This is a genomic window from Tabrizicola piscis (genome assembly GCF_003940805.1).
Classification (GTDB): domain Bacteria; phylum Pseudomonadota; class Alphaproteobacteria; order Rhodobacterales; family Rhodobacteraceae; genus Tabrizicola; species Tabrizicola piscis.
This window is the reverse complement of the sequence record NZ_CP034328.1, coordinates 1810293-1833957: the sequence shown is the minus strand read 5'-3', so window position 1 is coordinate 1833957 and position 23665 is coordinate 1810293. Positions and strand designations below refer to the sequence as shown.

The 23665-nt window shown below is 63.6% G+C and carries 26 protein-coding genes and 1 other RNA gene; 8 read left to right on the top strand and 19 right to left on the bottom strand.

The features are described 5' to 3' along the window. Window positions 1-116: 116 nt before the first annotated feature. Window positions 117-677, top strand: a complete 561-nt coding sequence (locus EI545_RS08880) for a GIY-YIG nuclease family protein (protein ID WP_125325143.1) — start codon at window positions 117-119, stop codon at window positions 675-677. A gap of 30 nt (window positions 678-707) precedes the next feature. Here the strand turns inward: EI545_RS08880 and EI545_RS08875 are convergent, their stop codons facing one another. From EI545_RS08875 to EI545_RS08840, 8 genes are all read right to left on the bottom strand, one after another. Beyond that, a complete protein-coding gene (locus EI545_RS08875; protein WP_125325142.1) occupies window positions 708-2516 on the bottom strand; it encodes a site-specific integrase in 1809 nt (602 codons plus the stop codon). Window positions 2517-2720: 204 nt separating this feature from the next. Continuing rightward, a complete protein-coding gene (locus EI545_RS08870; protein WP_125325141.1) occupies window positions 2721-3623 on the bottom strand; it encodes an ornithine cyclodeaminase family protein in 903 nt (300 codons plus the stop codon). Continuing rightward, window positions 3620-4243 (bottom strand): HAD-IA family hydrolase, encoded by a 624-nt coding sequence (locus tag EI545_RS08865; RefSeq protein ID WP_125325140.1) that lies wholly within the window; start codon window positions 4241-4243, stop codon window positions 3620-3622. Before EI545_RS08865 ends, EI545_RS08870 begins: the two co-directional genes overlap by 4 nt. Next, window positions 4233-5165 carry a DMT family transporter gene (locus EI545_RS08860; protein WP_125325139.1) on the bottom strand — a complete coding sequence of 311 codons (933 nt, stop codon included), beginning with the start codon at window positions 5163-5165 and terminating at the stop codon, window positions 4233-4235. Before EI545_RS08860 ends, EI545_RS08865 begins: the two co-directional genes overlap by 11 nt. Before the next feature lie 150 nt (window positions 5166-5315). Beyond that, entirely contained in the window at window positions 5316-5756 is a 441-nt protein-coding gene (locus EI545_RS08855; protein ID WP_125325138.1) for a YaiI/YqxD family protein, read from the bottom strand. Next, window positions 5753-6307: a CAP domain-containing protein gene (locus tag EI545_RS08850; protein WP_164517250.1), complete on the bottom strand. Its 555-nt coding sequence runs from the start codon at window positions 6305-6307 to the stop codon at window positions 5753-5755. The genes EI545_RS08855 and EI545_RS08850 overlap by 4 nt, the downstream gene beginning before the upstream one ends. Further along, on the bottom strand, window positions 6285-7115 hold the full coding sequence (fghA, locus tag EI545_RS08845) for an S-formylglutathione hydrolase (protein WP_125325136.1): 831 nt from the start codon (window positions 7113-7115) through the stop codon (window positions 6285-6287). Before fghA ends, EI545_RS08850 begins: the two co-directional genes overlap by 23 nt. A 3-nt stretch (window positions 7116-7118) precedes the next feature. After that, window positions 7119-8048, bottom strand: coding sequence for an AEC family transporter (locus EI545_RS08840; protein WP_125325135.1), 930 nt, complete (start codon window positions 8046-8048; stop codon window positions 7119-7121). A gap of 471 nt (window positions 8049-8519) precedes the next feature. On the opposite strand from EI545_RS08840, the gene EI545_RS08835 reads away from it, so the two are divergent. The 3 genes from EI545_RS08835 to EI545_RS08825 are packed head-to-tail and all read left to right on the top strand — an operon-like array spanning window position 8520 to window position 12179. Continuing rightward, complete coding sequence (locus EI545_RS08835) at window positions 8520-10301, top strand: serine/threonine protein kinase (protein ID WP_164517249.1); 1782 nt, start codon at window positions 8520-8522, stop codon at window positions 10299-10301. Between the two features lie 41 nt (window positions 10302-10342). Next, the gene (locus EI545_RS08830; RefSeq protein WP_125325133.1) at window positions 10343-11203 is read left to right on the top strand and encodes an FHA domain-containing protein; all 861 of its coding nucleotides are present in this window, start codon (window positions 10343-10345) and stop codon (window positions 11201-11203) included. Then, a complete protein-coding gene (locus EI545_RS08825; RefSeq protein ID WP_245990344.1) occupies window positions 11184-12179 on the top strand; it encodes a PP2C family protein-serine/threonine phosphatase in 996 nt (331 codons plus the stop codon). The genes EI545_RS08830 and EI545_RS08825 overlap by 20 nt, the downstream gene beginning before the upstream one ends. 18 nt (window positions 12180-12197) lie before the next feature. Here EI545_RS08825 and EI545_RS08820 read toward each other — a convergent pair whose 3' ends face one another. Both EI545_RS08820 and mbfA read right to left on the bottom strand, forming a co-directional pair. Beyond that, window positions 12198-12893 carry a nitroreductase family protein gene (locus EI545_RS08820; protein ID WP_125327318.1) on the bottom strand — a complete coding sequence of 232 codons (696 nt, stop codon included), beginning with the start codon at window positions 12891-12893 and terminating at the stop codon, window positions 12198-12200. Further along, window positions 12893-13870, bottom strand: coding sequence for an iron exporter MbfA (mbfA, locus tag EI545_RS08815; RefSeq protein ID WP_125325132.1), 978 nt, complete (start codon window positions 13868-13870; stop codon window positions 12893-12895). Before mbfA ends, EI545_RS08820 begins: the two co-directional genes overlap by 1 nt. Window positions 13871-14024: 154 nt before the next feature. Here mbfA and EI545_RS08810 point away from each other — a divergent pair, with 154 nt between their 5' ends. Further along, window positions 14025-14210, top strand: a complete 186-nt coding sequence (locus EI545_RS08810) for a hypothetical protein (protein WP_125325131.1) — start codon at window positions 14025-14027, stop codon at window positions 14208-14210. A gap of 61 nt (window positions 14211-14271) precedes the next feature. Further along, window positions 14272-14898: a TetR/AcrR family transcriptional regulator gene (locus EI545_RS08805; protein WP_125325130.1), complete on the top strand. Its 627-nt coding sequence runs from the start codon at window positions 14272-14274 to the stop codon at window positions 14896-14898. Here EI545_RS08805 and EI545_RS08800 read toward each other — a convergent pair. The 9 genes from EI545_RS08800 to EI545_RS08760 form a co-directional block, all read right to left on the bottom strand. Beyond that, window positions 14895-15557: an NYN domain-containing protein gene (locus EI545_RS08800; RefSeq protein WP_164517248.1), complete on the bottom strand. Its 663-nt coding sequence runs from the start codon at window positions 15555-15557 to the stop codon at window positions 14895-14897. The two genes, EI545_RS08805 and EI545_RS08800, sit on opposite strands and share 4 nt — an antisense overlap. Before the next feature lie 120 nt (window positions 15558-15677). Next, window positions 15678-16916 (bottom strand): bifunctional folylpolyglutamate synthase/dihydrofolate synthase, encoded by a 1239-nt coding sequence (locus EI545_RS08795; protein ID WP_425471645.1) that lies wholly within the window; start codon window positions 16914-16916, stop codon window positions 15678-15680. A gap of 29 nt (window positions 16917-16945) precedes the next feature. Then, window positions 16946-17863 (bottom strand): acetyl-CoA carboxylase, carboxyltransferase subunit beta, encoded by a 918-nt coding sequence (gene accD, locus EI545_RS08790; protein ID WP_125325127.1) that lies wholly within the window; start codon window positions 17861-17863, stop codon window positions 16946-16948. A gap of 248 nt (window positions 17864-18111) precedes the next feature. After that, window positions 18112-18708 (bottom strand): recombination mediator RecR, encoded by a 597-nt coding sequence (recR, locus tag EI545_RS08785; protein ID WP_125325126.1) that lies wholly within the window; start codon window positions 18706-18708, stop codon window positions 18112-18114. A 14-nt stretch (window positions 18709-18722) separates the two neighbouring features. Beyond that, the gene (locus EI545_RS08780; RefSeq protein ID WP_125325125.1) at window positions 18723-19076 is read right to left on the bottom strand and encodes a YbaB/EbfC family nucleoid-associated protein; all 354 of its coding nucleotides are present in this window, start codon (window positions 19074-19076) and stop codon (window positions 18723-18725) included. A 68-nt stretch (window positions 19077-19144) separates the two neighbouring features. After that, window positions 19145-19612, bottom strand: a complete 468-nt coding sequence (locus EI545_RS08775) for a GNAT family N-acetyltransferase (RefSeq protein WP_125325124.1) — start codon at window positions 19610-19612, stop codon at window positions 19145-19147. Then, window positions 19609-21369: a DNA polymerase III subunit gamma/tau gene (locus tag EI545_RS08770; RefSeq protein ID WP_125325123.1), complete on the bottom strand. Its 1761-nt coding sequence runs from the start codon at window positions 21367-21369 to the stop codon at window positions 19609-19611. The genes EI545_RS08775 and EI545_RS08770 overlap by 4 nt, the downstream gene beginning before the upstream one ends. Window positions 21370-21432: 63 nt before the next feature. After that, window positions 21433-21529, bottom strand: an RNA gene (gene ffs / locus EI545_RS08765) — signal recognition particle sRNA small type. Window positions 21530-21567: 38 nt separating this feature from the next. Beyond that, window positions 21568-22125, bottom strand: coding sequence for a TetR/AcrR family transcriptional regulator (locus EI545_RS08760; protein WP_125325122.1), 558 nt, complete (start codon window positions 22123-22125; stop codon window positions 21568-21570). A gap of 101 nt (window positions 22126-22226) precedes the next feature. On the opposite strand from EI545_RS08760, the gene EI545_RS08755 reads away from it, so the two are divergent. Beyond that, a complete protein-coding gene (locus tag EI545_RS08755; RefSeq protein WP_125325121.1) occupies window positions 22227-23084 on the top strand; it encodes an alpha/beta hydrolase family protein in 858 nt (285 codons plus the stop codon). A gap of 24 nt (window positions 23085-23108) precedes the next feature. Next, window positions 23109-23645: an aminopeptidase P family N-terminal domain-containing protein gene (locus EI545_RS08750; protein WP_125325120.1), complete on the top strand. Its 537-nt coding sequence runs from the start codon at window positions 23109-23111 to the stop codon at window positions 23643-23645. Window positions 23646-23665: the final 20 nt, after the last annotated feature.

The following is a 23665-nucleotide window of genomic DNA, read 5'->3' as shown; positions in this document are numbered from 1 at the left end:
CGCGAACGAAACCGTCGGCGACCCGCGCTACCCCTTCGACCTACTGTGCCGCGTGATCACCGTAAGCCTGGAGACGATGAAGATCGTCCGAGGGTTGCCGCCGCTGGAGATATAAGATGTCTATCTTTGACGACGCACTTAGGGCGCCAACGGCGGAAAGTCTCATGGCGCGCTCCCAAGCAGTTCAGGCGGTCCATTTGGGAGAAGTGGTCGAAACATCCTTCTCGCCAAGTCAAATTCGCGAAGGTGTGTGCGAGGCCGGTATCAAAACTTGGCTGTCCGAGAAGATCTGGCCCTATCAGAAGAAGCAGCCCGCACTATACGATATCACGGCAAATGATGATCATACAGCCTCGCTGATTGTGGGCGCATTCCCAAGCAACTCAGATCGCGGTTTCGATGGCCCGAAGGTCAACAAAGGCACCGAGGGCTCGACCACGCTCTATGTGGGCAGTTCTGAGGATATTCAGAAGCGGCTACGAGAGCACCTTTGGACTACGCGGTCTGGGTGCACCTATGCGATGCACCTTTCTCGATGGTGTCCTTCAGGCGAAGGATCGGTCCGAGTTCGAGTGCAGGCGATATTGCACAACGAATCTCGTGACCTAAGGCAGGATCTTGAGGACGCTGTTTGGCGTCAGTTCAAGCCCAGGCTAGGCAAACCTGGTGGGCGCTGATCGCAAGGACCGAGGTTTTTTTTGGCAGCCTCAACCAGCAAGATGGTCCAGCTTCAGCTCCGGATATGAACTCGCGTTCACCAGCTCGACTCGTTGCTGAAGCATTGCCTGTGGCATGATCCCGTAGCGACTGGTCATCGAACTCTTGGCATGTCCGAGAATGAATCCGAACTGATCGTCGAGATTTCCCGCGCGGCGCAGTGCGTCAGCAGCACCGTGACGGAAAGAGTATAGGGACAGGCCGCGGCCCACCTTGATTCCGATCCGCGTAAGATACTTCCCGAACTCGCGCGAGAAATCCGACATCATCTGCCCACGCTCATTCCGTTCCGCACCCGGAAAGAGCCGCTTGCCTCCAGCTTGCACGCGATCGGCGTGGTATTTCAGAAAGCCCAACCGCAGAAGTTCTGGATGAACCGGGACTACACGCATGGAGCCCGCAGTCTTGACCGACTTCCCTTCGCCGTGAGTTTCTCCTTCGGTCGTAATGTGCATTGTCCAGTGGCCATGTTCCTGTCGCACATCACTGACAGCGAGCTGCCCGATTTCTCCCGGACGAGCTCCAGAGAAGAGCATGATCAGCGGCACCCAGAAACGGTGATCACGGATCAGCATGTTGCCAGGCCGAGAGATGTATCTCCACTCCGTGTCACTTTGCGTGCCGGCAAATAGAGGTGACTTGAAGAGCGTGTTCATTTGCTCTTCCGTGAAGGGCAACGTCTTGGTTCGCCGCTCCTTCGCCAAGGACATTCCAGAGCAGGGGTTGTCGTTGATGAAGCCGTTGGATACCGCCCAAGAGAAGAAGGCCGACAGACTGGATAGATATCGATTCACGGTTCGGTCAGACAGAACAGACTTTTTGTGAACGGCATTTGCCTCAACGATCTGGCTGATGTTCATGCCACGAAACTTGACGATCTCGGTCGCGCGCACTGGATACTTCATGAGCAAAGCTTTCCAGTCGCGGACCTGCTTCTTGTTCACCTTGGAAATCGGAAAGCCTGGACCGATGGTCTCGATGAAGATGCCGATAGCGCGACAGGATTCGTTCATGCGGCTGGCCGAGACGTTGCGTGGGTTTTCCCGTTTGAACACCTCCATCGTCTCGAAGATGCTTTCTCCCGGAATCTCCGCTTCGGTGTGATGGCGTCGGTCTAGCTTTGGTGCTTTGACGATCGGGTCTCTCGGCTGGCCGGAGAAGTCACCGCGATCGCGTTCATCAGCGCGCTGCATGGCCTCGATCTCAGCTCTCATCATGAGGCGCGCCACAGATATCCAGTCGACTGTCGAGCGATCGATGTGCAAACCCTTCTCGCGCAGGTATTCATCAACGGCAGCCGCGACCAGTGCAGTCTCACCTTTCGCCAAGTGCGCTCGCATATGCTCGAGCTTCACCTTACGTGAGCGGGCGAAGAAGCCGCTGGCATCCTGCGCTACCTGCAACTCCAAAGTTGCATCCAGTAGAGCCAGCGGGTCGATGCCGGTAATCTCGCCTAGCTCGACGCGCAGATAGACCTCGGCCTTTGCGACCTCGATCTCGGCCTCGCCCGGTATTTGGGACCGCTGTGCATCATCCCGCTCTAGCGATGCCGTGTAGTGATCCCAGACTACATGCTCCCGATCAGACGCAATGAGGTTGCGTCGTCCGCGCAGGTCATCGAACTCTTTTTGCCATGCGGCGATGACCGGCCAGAGGCGGCGCTTCGCTTCAGCTTCGTCCTTCGTCTTCAACGAGCGCTTACGCGTCTGGGTCTTCAAGATTTGCACCAAGTCGGTCGGCACATCCATCCGCGCGTAGTATACCGAAGCACGCTTGGACAGGTGAGAAATATGGCTCACGTAGGTCTCCAGAAAATACCTCCGGAGCACCTGGCCGGAACAGTCAGGTCACATAAACATGTGTAGTGTCAATCATCTAAGTCGCATCAAAGGCTTGACCAAAACCGGGTTATGTTCCTCTCGCTCCGACCAAATTCAGGCAATCCCGATCCCTGAAATCATCCTTTGATCTGACGACAGATGGCGACCGGGGCGCAAAGCGCCTCAGGTCCGGTCGGCCCATGCCTTGGCGATATAGGTCGCGGTCATCAGGTCCAGATGTGCGCCGCCGCCGTTCTTGGCGATGGTGATGTCATCCGCGGAACGGCGGGTGAAAAGGGCGGGATCGTCGTAGAAATCCGCCAGAACATCAGCCTCGGTGATGGCGCCCGACGCGAGGGGGGCCATCAAGTCGCCGATGTGGTGGATCGTGGTCGCGCGTGCATCGACAAAGACGCGGGCGCGGGACATCGCGGTGTCGTCCACCTCACGCATCGCAGGGGTGTAGGCACCGATCAGGTCAAGATGCTGGCCGGGTTGCAGCCAGTCCCCCTTGATGATCGGGTCTGCGGCCATGGTGGCCGTGCAGATCACGTCGGCTGCTTTCACCGCGGCCTCCAGATCCTCGGCCACGGGCAGGCCCATGGCTTCGGCGGTGGCGCGGGACCGGCTCCAGACCGTGAAACGCGCGTCGGGCCAGATGGAACGATAGGCCTCGACCATGGACCGCGCGACTGTGCCCGCGCCGACCAGCAGGAACTGGCGGCTGTCCTTGCGGGCAAGGCGGCTGGCGGACAGCAGGCTGTCACCGGCGGTTTTCCATTTGGTCACAAGGTGAAAGTCGACCAAGGCCGTCAACTCTCCGGTCGTGTCGTCAAACAGGTTGACGATCCCGTTCACCGTCGGTTTGCCCCGCGCCGCATTGCCCGGTACGATGGTACCGACCTTGACCAGCGATCCCAGACCATCAATCCATGCGGCCCGGTCCAGCAGCGTGTCCGTGCCGCGATACAGCAACAGGTCCGCGATTTCGGCCCGGGGCAATCTGTGTCCCGCCTCCAGCGCGGCCAACAGGCCTGCCCAGGTCAGCAGGCCCTCAGCCTCCTTGCCGATGGTGTCCACGTTCATATCCCTGCCTCCGCCTTGCCAAGAAGCCCCGCTGCCACCAGCCGCTTGGCCCAGCCTTCCCATGTTTCGAAGTGATGCACCTGCCAGCCGCGTTCCGCCGCCGCTGCCACATTCTTCGCGCTGTCATCGGCAAACAGCAGGGCGCCGGGCGTGATCCCGCAATCCGCCTCGACCGCCGCATAGATGCGCGGGTCGGGCTTCATCAGCCCCAACCGGCCCGAGACATATTCGCGGTCGAACTCGTTCAGAAACTCCAGCGGGCCCCGCGCCAGTTCAAACGTGTCGCGACCGAAGTTCGTCAGCGCAAAGACCGGCACACCCGCCCGGCGCAGCGCGCGCAACAGGGCGACAGACCCCTCGATTCGGGGAAACAGCATTTCGATCCAGCGATCGTGCCACAGGCGGATTTCCTTGGCCCAGTCGGGGTGCCGGTCGGCGCAGGCGTAGACCGAGGTCCGCAACGAAGCGCCGGCATCCACCGCCTTGTTCATTTCCGCCAGGTCCACCTCGGCGAACAGGCGCTTTCGCCGGTCCACGCCGATCACGCTGTCGTAGAACGCCTCGGGCTGCCAGCCGACCAGAACATTGCCGATGTCGAACACCACGGCTTCAACCTGCATGCTCACGCCTTATGATCGTTTCGCGCCAAAGCGTATAAAGGCCCGATCCGCAGATCAGCGCAATCCCCACCCAGGCGACAGCATCCGGGAATGTGCCAAACACGATGACGCCCCACAGGATCGCCATCGGCATCCCGACATATTCGAACGGCGCGATCAGGCCTGCCTCGGCCGTCCGGTAGGCTTGGGTGACCATCAGCCCACCGATCCCCACCGACAGCCCGGTGGCCAGGAAAATCGGCCAGTCGGCCAGTGGCGGCCAGATCCATGGCCGGAACAGGAAGCCCCACAGCGGATCATCCGTCGCCAGATGCCCGTCACCCGCCCACAACCCCATGGCCAGGCTGATGACGATGAAACCCGATTGCACATAGAACGACAGCGTCATCGCGCTTTCCGTGCCGCCCATCTTACGCGCCAGAAGGTTGCCGGATGCGTAAAGCACGGCCGAGATCAGCACGAGAATCGCCGCCGGTTGAATGACCCCCGCGCCGGGCCGCAGCATGACGATCACGCCGACCATCCCCAGCGTCACCGCCGCCCACCGCCGCGGCCCGACCTTTTCCCCCAGCACGACGATGGACAACAGCGTCACGACCAGCGGGCTGACGTAAGCCACTGCCACCGCATCGGCCAAGGGCATGGCGGCGAGGCCGACAAAGAAGGTGACGTTTGACACCATGACGATCAGCACCCGCAACAGATGCGTGCCGGGGCGGCTTGTCGCCACCTGCGACCAGCCGCGTTCGGACAGGTGGATGACTGCAAGGATGAAGGCCATCGCCACAAAGGCGCGAATCAGGATCACCTGATGCAGCGCATAGCCCGCCGACAGGAACTTGATCGCCACATCGTTGACCGAAAAGATCAGTGTGCCGCCGGTGGCGAAAAGGATGCCCGTCAGGGCCTGTGACCGTGCCATGCCGGCAGATGATCCGGGCTGGGCCGGACCGTCTGTCCTGCCTGCGACATCGGTACGGCGCGGGCGGGCCTCCCCTACGTCGTTCTGCACAATTTTACATCATCTGGCAGAGGGACCGTCCGCTCTCTGGCTATCGCGCCAAACGATGACTCAGCGCAGCACCCGGTCCAGCACGTCCAGAAACCGGCTGCGGTCAGCCTTGGAGAACATCTTGCCGCCGCCCTGACGGAACGGGTCTGCCGACCGCAGGTCTGCCATCAGATCCCGTGTCGCCAGCGCCATGCCGACGTTGGCCGCCGTCAATTCCTCGCCGTTGTGCTTGACGACCCGGGCCCCCGCCGCCACGCATTTCGCGGCCAGCGGGATGTCCCCGGTCACCACCACGTCGCCGGGACCGCAGGCGTCTGCGATCCACTTGTCGGCTTCATCGGGGCCAGCGGCGACAAACACGCTTTCGACAAGCGGGTTCTGCGACGGCCGGATCCCGCCATTGGACACCAGCACCATCTTCACGCCATGCCGGGTCGCGACCCTTTCCGCCTCGGCCTTTACAGGGCAGGCGTCGGCATCGATGAAGATTCGCCGCGTCATGGAGAGGCGAAAACCTGCACCCAATAGTAGTAGAACGGCTTGCTGTTGCCCATGATCGGCTTGTCATTGGCCTGATAAGCCACCGCCACCCCGGTTTCCTTGAGCTTGCAGTTCAGGATATTGCGGCGGTGCCCAGCGCTGCTCAGCCACGCATTGGCGGCCTGTCTGGCGCTGGCTTGCCCGGCCGCGATATTCTCGGCGACCATGCGGTACTTGTAGCCCTGCCGCTTGACACGCTTGGAAAACTTGCTGCCGTCGCGGTTCGCATGGCCGAAGAAATCCTTCTGCGCCATGTTGGTCGCATGCGTCTTCGCCGCGGCCATCAGCTTGTTGTTGATCTTGAGCGGCCCGCACCCTGCCTTTGACCGCGCCGCGTTCAGGATTCCAAGGACTTCCTTGGCCGTAGCCATGGACGACGCGCTCGCCACGGATGACGAGCTTGCATCGATTACCACATCGGTGGAGTTGGCCATGGCGGGGGCCGCCGGAAACTGGCCGATCGTCAGCGCCAGCGTGACCGCAAGCGCGTTAAGCCATGAAGGCTTCGGCATGGAATGACACATGGTCTTCCATGAAGGTCGAGACAAAGAAATAGCTGTGATCATAGCCCTTCTGCATCCTGAATGTGCCCCCCTGACGCGCGGCAGCCATCGCCTCGGCCAGAGCCTCGGGTCGCAGCTTGTCCAGAAACTGGTCCGCCGTCCCTTGGTCCACCAGCATTGGCCCGTCAAAGCCGCGTTTCTTTGTCAGAAGTGTGGCATCATGTGCAACCCATGTCGTTTCATCATTTCCCAGATAGGCGGAGAATTGCAAGCGGCCCCAGTCACTCGCCACAGGGTTGCAGATCGGAGCGAAGGCCGAGACCGACCGGAACCGTCCCGGAAAGCTCATCGCGATGGTCAGCGCGCCATGGCCGCCCATGGAATGGCCGGTGATTCCCTGCACGTCTTCGGCCAGGGGAAAGGCGTTGAACAGAAGGCGCGGCAGCTCGTCAGTCACATAGTCCCACATCCGGAAATGCGGGCTCCACGGCGCTTGCGTGGCGTTAACATAGAAGCCGGCACCCTGACCAAGGGCAAAGTCGGGGTCATTCGCCACCCCCTCGCCTCGGGGTGAGGTGTCTGGAAAGACCAAGGCAATCCCCGCCTCGGCGGCCCAGCGTTGTGCGCCGGCCTTTACCATCGCGTTTTCATGGGTGCAGGTCAGGCCCGACAGGAACCACAGCAGTGGCACCGGCCCGTCCTCGGCCTGCGCGGGCAGGAAGAGGCCAAAGGTCATGTCGCAGGCGCAGGCCGACGACCGATGGGAATAGACCCCCTGCACGCCACCGAAGGCCCGATTCTCTGACAAGGTTTTCATGGATCACCCCCCCTGACTGACCAGTGCGATCACACCCGTCACGGTCAGCACCGAAGCTGCCGTCGACAAAAGGATCGCTGTGGAAACACGTTGCGGCGCAACGCGGTAGTGCTGCGCCAGAATGAAGACATTGCCCGCCACAGGCAGGGCGGATGCGGCGATCATGACGCCAGCGGCATAGCCCGTGACGCCAAACAACCAGCAGGCGGCCGCGACCGCAAGCGGGTGCATCACCAGCTTCGAGAACGACAGCCATGCCGCCACCTGAAGCCGCTCGGCGCTGCGTCCGGCCAAGGATGCCCCGATGGCAAACAGCGCGCAGGGCGTCGCGGCAGCGCCCAGCAGGGTCAGAAACTCATTCACTGGGGCGGGCAAGCTGAACCCGGTGGACCCCCAGAGGATGCCAAGCACCACCGAAACGATCATCGGGTTCCTCGCCAACCCCATCCCCAGAACGCCAAAGGTGGCCAGACTGACCCGCCCGGCGCGCAGGCCGGTGATCACCATGGTCAGGATTGACGAGAAGACGATCAGGTCCACCGCCAGAACCAGCAGGACCGGCCCTACCGCCGCTGGCCCCAAAAGCAGGGCCAGCATCGGGATGCCAAGGAAGCCGACATTGCCGATCACGCCAGTATGGGCCTCGAACACCGCCTCTTCCTTGCCGGTGCCGCGATACAGCGCGACCGCCGCCACCAAGAGCCAGATCGTCGTGGTCCCCAGCAGATAGGCAAAGACGAAGGGCCAGCTGAAGATTTCAGCCACGTCAAGGTTGGCGGCAAAGCCGAACAGCATCGCGGACAGGGCAAAGTAGAAGACGAAGCGGGTCAGGTAGGCTGTGGCTTCTTCCGTGAAAAATCGCGCCCGCCCGGACAGGTAGCCCAGTCCGATGACGGCAAAGAACGGCAAGGTCTTGAGGAAGATCTCCAGCATCGTGCCGTGGTGTCATGCGGGTGGCAAAAGGGCAAGGCCGCGGGCCGGAAATGTGGCCAGAACGCCTGTCACGGGGCCCTGTCTCGGGGCATTGCGGAACGCCCTGGGCAAGGGCGCTGGCGGTGGGCCGTGACCCTGTTCTGCGGTCGGAGAATCGGTTGACGCCAAGGCCTTGCGACGTCTGAAGCCACCTCGGCGGGCCCATCGGGATGTGGCAAAAGCTTGGCAGGGTTCCGTTCCAAGGATTGTTGCCAAAGCCGCCGCAAATGCCCGGTTTTGCAGCTTTGGCCCCCTCAACGACAGAAATGCTGTTTTTTGCAGGTGTTAAGCCCAAACCTTCATGTGCGAGCTCCGGGCGGAAATGTGGCGAAAATGGAACGAAGCGACATCACGATTTGGCCCAACTCAAAAGGTATAACGAAGACAAGCCGCATTCCTTGGGGGCAAGGTGGAGATGCGGAGATGGGAACAATGATGGCATCCGCTGCGCTGAAAATGGATGATGTCGGCATCGAAACTTTCGCCGACGAGCTGAAGGTCGGAACAAAGCTGCTTTACGGGCAGTTCGAGATCGAATCCTTCCTGAATGCGGGCGGTTTCGGCATCACTTACATCGCCCGGGATTCGCTGCAGCGGCGCGTTGTGGTCAAGGAATGCTTCCCCAGTGCCTTCTGCCGCCGGACCGATACCGTCGTGGCCGCAAGATCGCGGCAGCGCCAGGATGAGTTTCGGTCGATCGTCGCACTTTTCCTGCAAGAAGCGCTGAACCTGTCGAAGCTGGATCACCCGAATATCGTCAAGGTGCACCAGGTCTTTCAGGACAACGAAACCGCCTACATGGCGATGGACCTTGTCGAAGGGCCTGACCTTCTGGAAACCGTCGAAGGCACGGCGCCAAGACTGACGCCCGACCAGATCATCCTGTGCCTGAACAAGATGCTGGATGCTTTGGGCTATGTGCATGCGCAGGGCTTCCTGCACCGCGACATCTCGCCCGACAACATCCTGCTGTGCCGCGCCACGGGCGAACCCGTGCTGATCGACTTTGGTGCCGCCCGCAAGGATGTCACCCGGAAAAGCCGCGCGCTGTCGGGGCTGCGGGTCGTGAAAGACGGCTATTCGCCGCAGGAATTCTACATCAGCGGCAGCAAGCAGGCACCCTGCAGCGATCTTTACGCCCTGGCCGCCAGCTTCTGCCACCTGATCTCGGGTGAGGCGCCAAGGACCTCGCAAGAACGTCTGTCGGCCATCGCGAACCGCGAGGCTGATCCCCAGCGGCCATTGGTCGGGCGGGTGAAGGGCTATCCGCAGGCCTTTCTGGCCGCCATCGACAAGGCGATGTCGATCTTTCCAAAGGACCGGCTGCAATCGGTGGCGGAATGGCAGGCCATGGCACGCGGGGCTGCGCCGGTCGCGTCGGTCGACGGGGCAGCTGTCGCCAAGCCTGCGGCCGCCTCGGCAACCTCGCCTGCGCCGCGTTTGATCCAGGGGCGGGTCCAATCGCAGCCTGCCGCAGCCGTGGTGATGCGTCCGCGGGGGGCCTTGCTGCGGGCCGCGTTGGTGCCGGCGCTTGCCGGGGCACTGCTGCTTGCCGGCGTGATGTCGGTGCCTGCCGACCTCTGGCAGCGTCTTGGCGTCACGCACAGTGCCACCGCAATGGCCGTGGCCGGCGCAACCGCACCAGCACCCGAACCTTTCGCGCAGCAGCGCGTTGTCCGGCTGCCCTACCACCCCGATCCTGCCGATCCGGCGCGGGTTGATGCACGCCTGCCATGGTCGCCCGACTGGGTTCAGCCCGGCCAGCGCATTGTCGAGGTGAACGGCAAACCGGTTCAGGATGGGGCATCCATTCCCGGTCTGATGGCCGAAGGGTTGGATTTGGCCACCCTGACAGATGCAAAAGTGATCTTCGGCTACGAAGACGGCCCCGGTGGCGACATCGTCCGCAAGATGGCCGACCTTGCGGTGGTCGACCAGTTGAAGCTTGGCAACGGCCTGATCTTCGAGATGGAAGAAACGCCGACGGGGACCCGCACTGTCGTGGCAGGCCTGCCAGCAACCGCCAAGTCCGCCTTGCGGCTGGGTGATGTTCTGCTGGCCTATGCCGCCACGGGTGAAACACTGGGCACCAGTACCGCACTTCAGGAAATACTGCTGCGGGAGGCGGCAAACAACGTTGCAACTTACGGTTTTGCCGTTCAACGTATAGACGGTATCGCCGTTGGATCATTCACGCTTCCCGGCACAGACTGACAGCCGGTGAAGCAGACACAACAGGATCTGGAGAGAAAGACGTGAAGTTTCTTCGCTCAATCTTTGGCAGGGACGCCGAGGAACCGGCAAAGCCTGCTGCCCCGGTCGAAGTCGGCCCAGACCCCGTAATGGCCGCTCTGGCCGAACTTGAGGTCAAGCGCCTGCGTGAAGCATTGGCTGCCGCCGCACCGCCGCCGCCTGCTGCGACACCCGAACCCGAATCAGACCTGCCCGCCGCCCGGCCCAGCCGGGTGGTCAAGTCCAAGGTGCCGTTGCCAGATGGCGCCAAGGGCCCTGCCGTCAACATCTGGGATCTGGACGAAGGCGCCGCCGCCCCCGCCCGCACGGTGTCGGCCGCACCCGAAGCTCCATCGGCTGAGCCTGAGCGTCGCCGTCCGACGCGCACCCGGACGCGCATCCTGGGCTTTGAACTGCAGCCCGCGTCGGTCGTGCCGCTGTTCGAAGACCCGGAAAAACCCGCAATCACCGGCGTCCCCGCCGCCCCCGGCATGGGGCATGTGATGTTCCCGGCCGGTTGGCTGATCGTCAAGGGCGGCCCGGGCAAGGGTGCCGCCTTCTCGCTGGCGCAAGGCGTGTCGCAGATTGGCCGCGGGACGGACCAGACGGTTGCGCTGGATTTTGGCGACATGGCGATTTCGCGGCAGAACCACGCGGCGATTGCCTATGACGCGGCCACGCATCAGTTTCATGTCGGCCATGGCGGCAAGTCGAACCTTGTCCGGCTGAACGGCAAGCCCCTCTTGTCGACCGAACCCCTGGTCGACGGTGACGAGATCCAGATTGGCGAGACGACGCTTTTGCTGAAGGTGCTCTGCACGCCCGCGTTCAACTGGTCGGCGGCCGAGGCCGGGGGAGACGGGCATGATATGGCGATCGCGTGAGCCGCGCTATGACGTGGCTTCCGGCATAAGCCAGGGCGCGCGCGACTATCAGGAAGACGCGATCACTGCCGATTTCCCGGTTGGCTCGGAGGCGGGCTTTGTGGTGCTGGCCGATGGCATGGGTGGCCATGCGGCGGGCGACGTGGCCTCGAAGATCGTGCTGACCGAGGTTTATTCGGAACTGAAGTTCCACTTCGCCGATGTTCAGGCGTTCGAATCCCGCGCGCCGGAAATCCTGCGCGGGGTGGCAGAACTGGCCAATGACACGCTGCGCCAGCACACGCGCACCCACCCGGAGACGGACGGGATGGGGGCCACGCTGGTGGTGCCCGCGCTGGTGGAGAACCGGCTGTGGTGGATATCGGTCGGCGATTCGCCACTGTTTCTGTTCCGCAATGGCAAGCTGAGCCAGCTGAACGAGGACCATTCGATGGCGCCGCAGATCGACTTCATGGTGAAGTCGGGCCTGATGGATGCCGAGGTTGCGGCGAACCACCCGGACCGCAACTGCCTGATCTCGGTCCTGATGGGCACGCGGATCCCGAAGGTGGACTGCCCGGTCAAGCCGGTGGAGCTGCAGGCGGGCGACATCGTGATCTGCGCCTCGGACGGGCTGCAGTTCCTGACCAACGCCCAGATCGAAAAGCTGGTGGGCAAATACAGCAAGAAACGCTCGACCGAGATTGCCGAGCGTCTCTTGGAAGAACTCACCCGGCTGGACGATCCTGACCAGGACAACATCAGCTTCACCATCATCAAGGTCAACGACGCCAGCGTCCGCCCCCGCGAAATGCGCCCCGCCCGACCCGCAATGACCGTCACCAGACCCAAACGCTTGACGACCGTCGTCGCCGAGCCGTTTTCGCTGGTCAGCGTGCCGCCGAAAGAAGCCAACGACGACGCCGCGTATGAAGCTGAGGAAGACGCCAGCGATCAGGCCATCGTCGTGCCCCGGCGTCTGGCCGCCCTGCGCTGACCTGCATCCGCGCGGGGGTCAGCCGCTAAAGACGGTGAGGATTTCCTGCAGCGGCTTCTTGCGCTTGGCAATCGCGGGGACGGTTGCAGTGTCGGCCGGATAGCCCACCGGCAGGATCATCACCGGCTTTTCATGATCGGGCCTGCCGCACAGGGGGCCAAGGAATTTCATCGGGTTCGGGGTGTGTTCCAGGCAGACCAGCCCGGCGTGGTGGATGGCGGCAATCAGCAACCCTGTCGCAATGCCCACGCTTTCCGGCACATAGTAATTCTTGTACCGCGTGCCGTCCTGGGTCACCCCGTAACGTTGGGCGAAGACCACGATAAGCCAGGGTGCATCGGTCAGGTGGGGCTTCGACACGCCGGTCCCGATCGGCTCCAGCGCCGCCAGCCATTCATCGCCCGCCCCGCCAGAATAGAAGGCGCGCTCTTCCTCCTCGGCTCCGTCACGGATACGCGCCTTCATCGCCGGATCGGCTATGGCCACGAAATGCCACGGTTGGTGGTTCGCCCCCGATGGCGCGGTGCCAGCCGCCGCAATGCAGGCCGCGATCACCGCTTGCGGCACCGGACGCGGGGCGTAGTCGCGCACCGAATGGCGCTTTTTCATATAGGCAAGAAACCCCTCGGCGGCGGCAAGCGAGGCCGTTTCGTCCAGTTGCACACGGTCTGGCAGGGGCAAAGCCTGATACGTCACCTCACCCTTGCGATACATCATCCGCCCCCGATCAACGCCCCTGCGGCAAAGACCAAAGCACCCCCGACCACCACCTGCAAGGCCGCCCTCAGGAACGGCGTCTCCATATAGCGGTTCTGGATCCAGGCGATGGCCCAAAGCTCAACGAAGACCACCACCATGGCAATCGTCGTGGCCGTCCAGAAGTCGGGGATCAGGTAGGGCAGGGCATGCCCCATGCCGCCCAATGTCGTCATCACCCCTGACGCCAGCCCCCGCTTCCACGGACTGCCGCGCCCGGACAGTACGCCATCGTCATGTGCGGCTTCGGTGAACCCCATGGAGATGCCCGCCCCGACCGAGGCCGCCGACCCCACAAGGAACGTCGTCCAGGTGTCCTGCGTGGCGAAGGCGGTGGCGAAAATCGGGGCCAGGGTCGACACAGAGCCATCCATCAACCCGGCCAACCCGGGCTGGACCCAGGTCAGGATGAACTGGCGTTTGGCGGTCTGGTCTTCCGTGTCTCGCGCATCGGCAGACAGATGCTGGTCGGCCAACCCCTCGGCGTGGCGTTCATGCCCGGCTTCGGCTGCGGCCAGATCGCCCAGAAGGCGGCGCGTGGCCGCGTCCTGGGTGCGCGCCGCCGCGCGGGTGTAGAAATCCTGTGCGGCATGTTCCATGGCCTGCGCTTCGCCCCGGATCGTTTCCAGCGACAGCGTTTTTGCCAGCCAGACCGGACGGCGCGCGTAAAAGCCCGCCACATGTTCGCGCCGGATCAGGGGGATCACCTCGCCAAACCGGCTGCGATGCAGATCAATCAGGCGCTGGCGGTGCTGGTCCTCTTCCTTCGCCATGCCGTCGAAAACCGCAGCGGATGCCGGGAAATCCCCCCGCAAGCGTTCGGCATAACTGCGGTAGATCTGTGCGTCGTCTTCTTCGGACGAGATGGCAAGGGCCAGAATCTCTTGTTCGGAAAGATCGGCAAAGCGGCGGCGCGAAGCAAAGGAAGGCAACATGGGGAAGTCCGAGTTATTTGGAATCATTCTAATGTAGCGCTGTGCCACGGCGGCGCAATGGCATAATTTGAACTCACCAGTTCATTTTCTTCTTGCGAATCTGAACTGATCGGTTCATTTCATGTGAACTCAACAGTTCAAAAAGGACTTGGCCATGATCCGCACCGTACTCGCCGCCGCCCTTGCCGCCGCCCTTTCCATTGCCGTTGCTGCGCCGGTCGCTGCGCAAAGCCTGACCGTGCTGCTGCCCTCGCTCAGCTTTCCCGAACCTGTCGCCGCGCCCTCGACCAAGTCCTGCGTTGCCGACAGCACCGTGCAGGACTGCGCCCTTTCGAAGTAACTGCGTCGCATCGCTTGCCGCGCCAAGGCCGGATGCCCTATGGTTGCCCGATGGGGACCGCATGACCATCATTGACGATCACGGCGTCCGGCGTGGCCGGAAGTTCGACCAGGTACTTGATGGCGCGCGCAAGGTATTCCTGCGCGACGGGTTCGAACGCGCATCGGTTGACGACATCGCGCGCGAAGCCGGGGTATCGAAGGCCACGATCTACGCCTACTTCCCCGACAAGCAACTCATGTTCCTTGAGGTCGCCCGCTGCGAATGTCATCGCCAGACCGAGGAAGCGGAAGCCTCGATTGACGGGGACGTGCCCGTTCGGGCGGCCCTGACCATCGCCGCGGAACGGATCGTGGAGTTTCTGCTGTCCGAATTCGGCCAACGCATGTTCCGCATCGTCGTGGGTGAGGGCGAACGTTTCCCCGGCCTGGGGCGCGAGTTCTATGAATATGGCCCCGGCCTGATCCATGCGCGGCTGGTGCATCATCTGGGCTGCTATGTCGAAGGCGGGGCCCTGCGGATTGATGATCTGGAGCTTGCCGCCGACCAGTTTGCCCAATTGTGCAAAGCGACGATCCACGAAAAGCTGATCTTCGGGATGGCCGAAACCATCACCCCCGATATGGCTGACCGAATCGTCCACGGCGCGGTGGACATGTTCATGGCGCGGTATGCGGTGGGGGGTTAGCGCGCAGCGTTGCGAAGCCGAACCTTGGAATCTTGCCCTTTCGGCTCGCACTCGAAAAGCTGTTCATGACTTTTCAGGAAATTGCGCCACGTCTTTTCCGGCAGCGTACTGATCTTGGTTTGATGCAAGGCATGCATTCGCCCGCTCAGCTTGACGATACTGAAACCGTCGTTCCCGCCCTCGTCCCGAATAAGTGCGATGACCTTGTCCAGAACGCTTTTGGCCGCGCTGTCCGGCTTTGGTGGCGTTGGACTGGCGACCTTCGCCACGTCTGAAACTGCAAGTTCCCGAAACCGGGTGAAGGACTTGCGTAGTCTCTCACTGGCCTTCGACTCCCCCAATCCGACGACCCGAAAGCCCGCCTCACGCAGGTATGTTGCAAGATGCGTGTAGTCCCCGTCCGACGCGGCAATACACAGTACATCCGCTTGACGGCCGAGCATCAGCGCCATCGCCTCGACGGTCAGCAGCAGGTCTGTTGCGTTCTTTCCCGACCCGGAATGCATCATCTTGAATCCGGGGGCAGCGTTCCATTTCGGCAGGCGACCTGCATCACCGTAGACGCGGCGAATGACAACTTCGCCTTCTGCAAGTGCGGCTTGGATGATCTTGCCTGCAAGATCCTGTGTCAGGTTCTCTCCGTCCACCAAAAGTGCCACGCGGGGCTTCGACGGGGCCGATGCAGGACCGCATGTGGCAGGAGATTGTATGGCCATCTTACCCTCGACATTGGCAGCACGGGATCAGATTTCCTTGCAATTACGGCAGCTAAATGGCCTTCACCCATTCTCCCGCAGCACCGTCCCTGCCAGATACAGCGACCCGCAGATCAGCACCCTTGCCGTGGGCGAGGTCGCGGCGATCCCTGCCAAGGCATCAGCCACTGACGGAGCGGTGAGCGAGTCTATCCCGGCGTCAATGGCGGCGTCGCGGGTGACCTCGGCCGGAAGCGTGTTCTTTTCGCCCGGGATCGACACCGCATGCAGCCGAGCGACATGGGATGCCAGCGGCACCATGTATCCCGTCACGTCCTTGGTGTTCAGCATCCCGCAGATCAGATGCGTCTCGCGCTTGGGCATCCGGGCAAGCGTGGCGGCCACCGCTTCGCCGCCCGCCGGGTTGTGCCCGCCGTCCAGCCAAAGCTCGACCTCGGGTGCCGCCTCGACCAGCGGTCCCTGACGCAGGCGCTGCATCCGGGCGGGCCATAAAGCGCGGGTGACGGCAGCTTCGCACGCCGCCTCATCCCGGCCCAAGTGGCGCAAGGCGGCAATCGCCGCCCCGGCGTTCTGCACCTGATGCGGGCCGGGCAGATTGGGCAAGGGCAGGTCCAGAAGACCGCTTTCATCCTGAAACACCAGCCGACCCCGATCCTCGGTCACATGCCAGTGCTGTCCGTAGGCCAGAACCGGGGCACCCATCCGCGCCGCCTTCGCCTCGATCACCGCCAGCCCTTCGTCGGTCTGCGGTCCCACGATTACCGGCACACCGCGCTTGATGATCCCGGCCTTTTCGCCCGCAATCGCGGCCACCGTGTCACCCAGAAACGCCTGATGGTCCAGACTGACCGGGGTGATGATCGTCAGCCGGGGGCTGTCGACCACATTCGTCGCATCCAGCCGCCCGCCAAGCCCCACCTCCAGCAAGGTCCAGTCCGCCGGGACCCGCGCAAAGGCCAGAAAGGCGGCGCAGGTGGTGATCTCGAAGAAGGTGATCTCGTCCGGGCCGTTCGCGGTCACGCATTCGTCCAGCAGGGCCGTCAACGCCGGTTCGGAAATCAACTCTCCCGCCAGCCGGATCCGCTCATGAAACCGGGCCAGATGCGGCGAGGTATAGGCGTGGACCCGGTCGCCCCCGGCCTCAAGCCCGGCGCGGATCATGGCTTGTGTGCTGCCCTTGCCATTGGTCCCGGCAAGGTGAACCACAGGGGGCAGAGCCCTTTCGGGGTTCCCGAGTGCGGACAACAGCCGTTCGACGCGCGCCAAGGTCAGGTCAATGACCTTCGGGTGCAGCGTCATCATCCGTTCAAGGACGACGTCAGACCCAAGTGTCACGCTTTGACTTCCACCGGTTCCGGGGCCTTGTCGGTCGGCGCAGGCAGGTCACCCTTGATCGCAGGGGGCAGGCCCATCAGCATGCGGATCAGCGTGACCAATTCATCCTTCATCGCCTTCCGGTGCACCACACGGTCCAGCATCCCGTGGTCCAGAAGATATTCCGCCCGCTGAAAGCCTTCGGGCAGCTTTTCGCGGATCGTCTGTTCGATCACCCGCGCGCCGGCAAAGCCGATCTGGGCATTGGGTTCTGCAATCTGCACGTCGCCCAGCATGGCATAGCTGGCCGTCACCCCGCCGGTGGTAGGATGCGTCAGCACTACGATGTAAGGCAGCCCCGCCTCTTTCAGCATCTGCACCGCCACGGTCGTGCGCGGCATCTGCATCAGCGACAGCATCCCCTCCTGCATCCGCGCCCCGCCCGAGGCGGAGAACAGCACCAGCGGACGCTTCAGCTTTACCGCCCGTTCGGCGGCGGCGATGATCGCATTGCCGACATACATGCCCATCGACCCGGCCATGAAGGCAAAGTCCTGCGCGGCCATCACAACCGGGGTGCGGTTGATGTCACCTTCGGCCACCAGCATCGCATCACGTTCGCCCGATGCCTTTTGCGCGGCCTTCACCCGGTCGGGATATTTCTTCTGGTCACGGAAATGCAGCGGGTCGGCCACGGGTTCGGGAACCTTGACCTCGGTGAAGATCCCACCGTCAAACAGCGCCTCGAACCGTTCGCGCGGGCTGATCGCCATGTGGTGATCGCAGTTCGAACAGACGTTCTGGTTTCCCGAAAGCTCTCGGTGAAACAGCATGGTCCCGCATTCCGGGCACTTCGTCCAAAGGTTCTCCGGCACCTCGCGGCGCGAAAACAGCGAGTTGATCTTGGGGCGGACGTAGTTGGTGATCCAGTTCATGCGGGCGCCTGTTGCCTCTCACGGTCAGAGACCCGAGATAAGCCGAAGGGGGCGGAATTGCAATCAGCGCGGATCGCTCCAGCCTCAGGAAGTTTCCGCATCGGCGGCGCAATGCCTTGATGGCAGGCAAAGGCAGAATGCACTGCCCCGGTGTTTTCCCTTCCGAAAATATCCCACGGGGGTGCGGGGGTGTGAAACCCCCGCTTCTTCAGTACGGGTGCGGGGGCGTGAAACCCCCGCCGCATCGGTCAAAGCTTGCGCCGCGCCCGCAAGGCAGCGCCAATGGTGCCGTCGTCCAGATAGTCAAGCTCGCCGCCGATCGGCACGCCTTGCGCAAGTGTGGTGATCTGCACGGCGGTCGGCGCAAGGGCGTCGGCAATGTAATGCGCGGTGGTCTGGCCATCGACCGTGGCGTTCAGCGCAAGGATGACCTCTTGCACGCCTTCATCGGCGACACGCGCCACAAGCCGGGGAATCCCAAGCTCATCCGGCCCTACGGCATCCAGCGCTGACAAGGTTCCGCCCAGCACATGATAGCGCCCCTTGAACACCTGCCCGCGTTCCATCGCCCAAAGATCGGCGACATCCTCGACCACGCAGATCTCGCCAGTGGCGCGCGAGGGTTCGGTACAGATCGGACAGATGTCCGTGGTGCTGATATTGCCGCAGACATGGCAGTCCTTCGCCGACAGCGCCACTTCGGCCAGCGCCTGCGCCAGCGGGGCCATCAGCTGACCGCGTTTCTTGAGAAGGACCAGCACCGCGCGCCGCGCCGACCGGGGCCCAAGGCCCGGAAGCCGGGCCATCAGGTCGATCAGGGCGTCGATGCCGGTGGGGTCAGCCATTGCGGGTGGCCATATCAGAACGGCAGCTTCATGCCGGGCGGCACGCCCATCTTTTCGGCAAGGCGGGCCATCCTTCGTTCGCTTTTCATGCGGGCCTTTGCTTGGGCATCATGGATCGCGGCAAGGATCAGGTCCTCAACCACCTCCTTCTCGCCGGCCACAAGAATGGACGGGTCAATGTCCAGCCCTGTCACTTCGCCCTTCGCCGTGGCCAGCGCTTTCACCAGACCCCCGCCGGATTCGCCCGTGACCACGATCTTTGACAGCTCTTCCTGCAGCTCGGTGATCTTGGACTGCATTTCAGTGGCGGCCTTCATCATCTTGGCCATATCGCCAAGCCCGGCCAGTCCGCCCAATCCCTTGAACATGTCGTACTCCGTTCGTTTCCTTTGAGATACGGGCCCCAAGGGCGTGGCGCAAGGTCACAGGAGAAAGATCACGGGACCGCGCGAAACAGCATTCTGCGCGGAGAGAACCCCTCGGCGCGAAAAAAGGCATGGGCGCTGGTGTTCGCTTCCCAGGTGTCCAGCAGGATTTCGTCCACCGCCAGGTTGCGCGCCAGGCCCCGCGCCGCGCGCAACAGGGCGCGGCCATGGCCCTGCCGCCGGGCCTCGGGTGCGACCGCGACATGGTCGATCAGCAGGCGGCGAATGGTGGGAGAAAAGACCGATGCCTCACGGGTCTGCAACACGCACAAGGCGTAGCCCACGGCCGGGTCGCCCGTCACGAAGGCCGTGCAGGCCGGGTCGGCAAGTCGGTCTGCGAAATAGGCGATCAGCCCATCCGGGTCGGGCTGGGCATGAAACACGTCCGGGTAATGCGCCGCGTGCCAGTCCTGCACATGGGCGTTCAGCCGGGCAAGCGTGGCTGCGTCCTCTGACGTGGCACGGCGCGGCTGGATCATTCCTCGAACGGGTTCCAGTCGTCGTCCAGCTCTGGCTCGGCCAAGGGCAGGGCGGCCTCGGCAGCTTGGGCAACCAGCGCCTCGGGGTTGCGCACGTCGGTCACCTTGGCGCCCGGAAACGCCGTCAGAATCGCCTGAACCAAGGGGTTCTCCGCCGCTTCGGCCTTGGCCGCGATCTGTTCGGCATTGCGCGCTTCGGCAATCGTCGCCGCGCCCCCGGTGGATACGACCGACACCCCCCAGCGCGCCCCGGTCCAGCCTTGCAGGCGCTGGCCCAGCCGGGCGGCAAGATCGGGCTTGGCCCCGTTCGCCGGTTCAAACTCGATCCGGCCGGGCGCATAGCGGACAAGGCGCAGTGTCGTCTCGATCTCATGCAGCAGGACCATGTCGCGCTTCACGCGGATCAGGTCCACGATCGCATCAAAGCTGGCATAGACCTGCAGCGCATCTTCCGCCAGCGCCGGAGCTGTCGCCGTCATCATCGCCCCGCGCAGGGGCGCAGACGGGGCGCGCAGCGTGGAATGCACCGTCACCCCTCCCGCTGGCGCCCCACCTGCCATCGCTCCACCTGCCATCCCCCCGCCCGAGGGCGGGCGCGGCGCGTCCGACAGCTTCTTCACCAGCGTTTCCGGGTCTGGCAAGTCGGCCACATGGGTCAGCCGGATCACCGCCATCTCGGCCGCCATCATCGCGTTCGGGGCCAGCGCCACCTCTTCCACGGCTTTCAGCAGCATCTGCCACATCCGCGTCAGCGCGCGCATCGGCAGGCGGGCGGCCATATCCACCCCACGCGACTGTTCGTCCGGCGGGGTCGTCGGGTCCTCGGCCGAGGCGGGGTTGATCTTGATGACCGAAATCCAGTGCGTGATCTCGGCCAGATCGCGCAGGACGGCCATCGGGTCAGCCCCGTCGGCATATTGCCCGGACAGTTCCGCAAGTGCCGTCGCCGCATCGCCCCGCATGATCAGATCGAACAGGTCCAGCGTCCGCCCCCGGTCCGCCAGACCCAGCATCGCGCGCACCTGATCGGCGCTGGTTTCCCCCGCCCCATGCGCAATCGCCTGATCCATCAGGCTCATCGCGTCGCGGACCGACCCTTCGGCAGCGCGGGTGATCAGGGCAAGCGCATCAGGCGCAAGCGTGGCACCTTCCTTGGCGGCCACGCCGGCAAGGTGGGCCATCATCACTTCGGGTTCGATCCGCTTCAGGTCGAACCGCTGGCAGCGCGACAGCACCGTGACCGGAACCTTGCGAATCTCGGTGGTGGCAAAGATGAACTTCACATGCGCGGGCGGCTCCTCCAGCGTCTTCAACAGCGCGTTGAAGGCGGCGGTCGACAGCATGTGCACTTCGTCGATGATGTAGACCTTGAACCGCGCGCTTGCCGCCCGATAGTGCACCGAATCGATGATTTCGCGGATGTCGCCCACCCCGGTCCGGCTGGCGGCGTCCATCTCCAGCACATCGACATGGCGGCCTTCGGCAATGGCCCGGCACGGTTCGCACAGACCGCAGGGTTCCGTCGTCGGCCCCCCCGCGCCGTCTGGCCCGACGCAGTTCAGCCCCTTGGCAATGATCCGCGCCGTGGTGGTCTTGCCCACGCCGCGCACCCCGGTCATCACGAAAGCATGCGCGATCCGGTCCGCCGCAAAGGCGTTCTTCAGCGTGCGCACCATCGCCTCTTGCCCGATAAGATCGGCAAAGGTCTGCGGGCGGTATTTTCGGGCTAGAACCTGATAGGCGGGCTGTTCGGACATGGGGCTCCCCTGTTGGGGTGATCCTAGACCGCAGCGCCCATGGGAACAAGAGAAGGGGAACAAGGTGAGAGGCTGGACAACGACCCAAGTGGGGCTCGTTACGGCTGCTTCCTTCCGGACCTGACCGGGTTGGCGAGGCACCTGCCCGCGCCAACCTCTCGCCATCAGATATAGGCGAAAGCTTTGGGGGCTGCAAGGTCAGCCAGGCAGCAGCCGTGCGGGCAGCGACCGCAGCACCGCGGCATCGCGGCGGGCGCGGGCCAGGGTCCACGCGCCCTCAACCGCGATCAGCAAGGTCTCGGCCTGCGCCACCGCTTCATCCGGTGGCAGACCCAGACGCTGCGCATGGCCTGCCACCGCATCGATCAGGCGCTGAAAGACATGGTCGGCATGGCCGCGAAACGCATCGCTTTCCGGCCCGTCGAACAAAAGCGCCGAAATCGGGCAGGTGTTCGCCGCATCGGTCAGTTGGAACAGCTTTGCAAGTTTGTTGCAGTAATGCGCCATCCCCTCGCGGTAACCGGGGGCGGGTTGGAAAGCATCGTCGATGATACGAATCAGGAAAGCGGCGGTCCAGTCGGCGGCAGCCATCGCAAGACCGGCCTTGCCGTCAGGGAAGTGGTGGTAAAGCGATCCCTTGGGAACCCCCGCCTCGGCCAGAATCTCGGCCAGTCCGGTGGCGTGATAGCCCTGCCGCCGGAACAGCGTGGCGGCGGTGGTCACCAGCCGGTCGCGGGTAGGGGTGTCGTCCTGCATCGCGCCAGACTATCTGCTATTCCCCGTCACGGAAAGACTAGACCGACCGGTCTAATCCGTGCATGTTAGACCAATCGGTCTAGAGAAGGGGAGACCCGGCGATGGTGGCACTGCAGCGGATCGGCGCGGGTGAGGTTGCGCTACAAGCGCAAGGGGCAACCCTTGCCGGGCGGCTGGTGCTGCCCCGGGGAAAAGTGCGTGCGGCGGTGGTGCTGCACCCGGCAGCTGGCGCGCCAGCCGGCTTTTACCGCGCCTTCGCAGCCTGGCTGGCAGAAGAGCGTGACCTTGCCGTCCTTACCTACGACTACCGCGATTTCGGCGCTTCGGCGTCGGGACCGCTGCGGCAGTCGCGCGCCACGATGATCGACTGGGGCCTGCGCGATCAGGCGGCGGCGGTGGCGGCCCTTGGCGGCTTGGTCCCGGGCGTGCCACGCTGGGTGATCGGGCATTCGATGGGCGGCGTCTGGTTGGGTTTTCATCCGGCAATGGTCGGCGTCGACCGGGTGGTGACGGTCGGGTCGGGCCTGACCCATGTCAGCGATCACCCCTTCGGCTACCGGATGAAGGCGCGGGCATTCTGGCATGGTCCGCTGCCATGGATCAGCCCGGCTCTGGGCTATTTGCCGGGCGCGCGGGTCGGACTTGGCGCCGACCTGCCCTTGGGCGTTTACCAGGACTGGCGCCGCTGGTGCCTGTCGCCGGGGCTGCATCTGTCAGACATCGGCCGCCGCTTGCCGATGCCGGACCCGGCGCTGGTGACGGCCGAGATGCGGGTGGTCGCCATCGCGGATGACCCGATGGTTCCCCCCTCGGCTGTCTGGCGCGTGATGGGGCTTTACCCGCAGGCCACCAAACGGCAGCTTGTCCTGCGGCCGGAAGCGTTCAATCTCGACCGGATCGGCCATATGGGCCCGTTTCACGCGCGAAATGCCGTGGTCTGGCCAGCGCTCGTGGATTAGGCTTGCCCTGCAAGGGGGAACGCCATGACGCGACTCATCCGGATCGACTGGCCTGACAACGGCTCACCCGACTTGCCGCCGCCGCTGTCCTTGCCAGAATGTGAAGGCCGCCTGCGCGCCCTGCGCGCTTCGGCTGCGGCGCAGGGGTATGACGTGATCGTGGTCTATGGCGACCGTGAGCATGCCGCGAACCTGCAGTGGCTCACCGGGTTTGACCCCCGCTTTGAAGAGGCGGTTCTGGTTGTGACCCCCGGCGACGCGCTGCTGCTGGCTGGGAATGAATGTCTGGCCTACACCGCCATCTCGCCGCTGGTGCAGGCGGGGGTCGTGCGGGTCGGGCATTGCTCCAGCCTGTCGCTGCCAAGCCAGCCGCGTGGGGGCGGCGGCTGGTGGAATGGCTGGCCGACATGCTGGCGCTGGATGACAGGGTCGGGACGATCGGCTGGAAGTGGTTCGGGGCTGATGAGGTGGACGATCCGGCCACAGCGCTGGACATCCCGGTGTTCCTTGCTGACCCCCTGCGCAAGCTGGCGGCGCGGGTCGAGAACGCGACCGACCTGATGATGCACCCCGCCCACGGC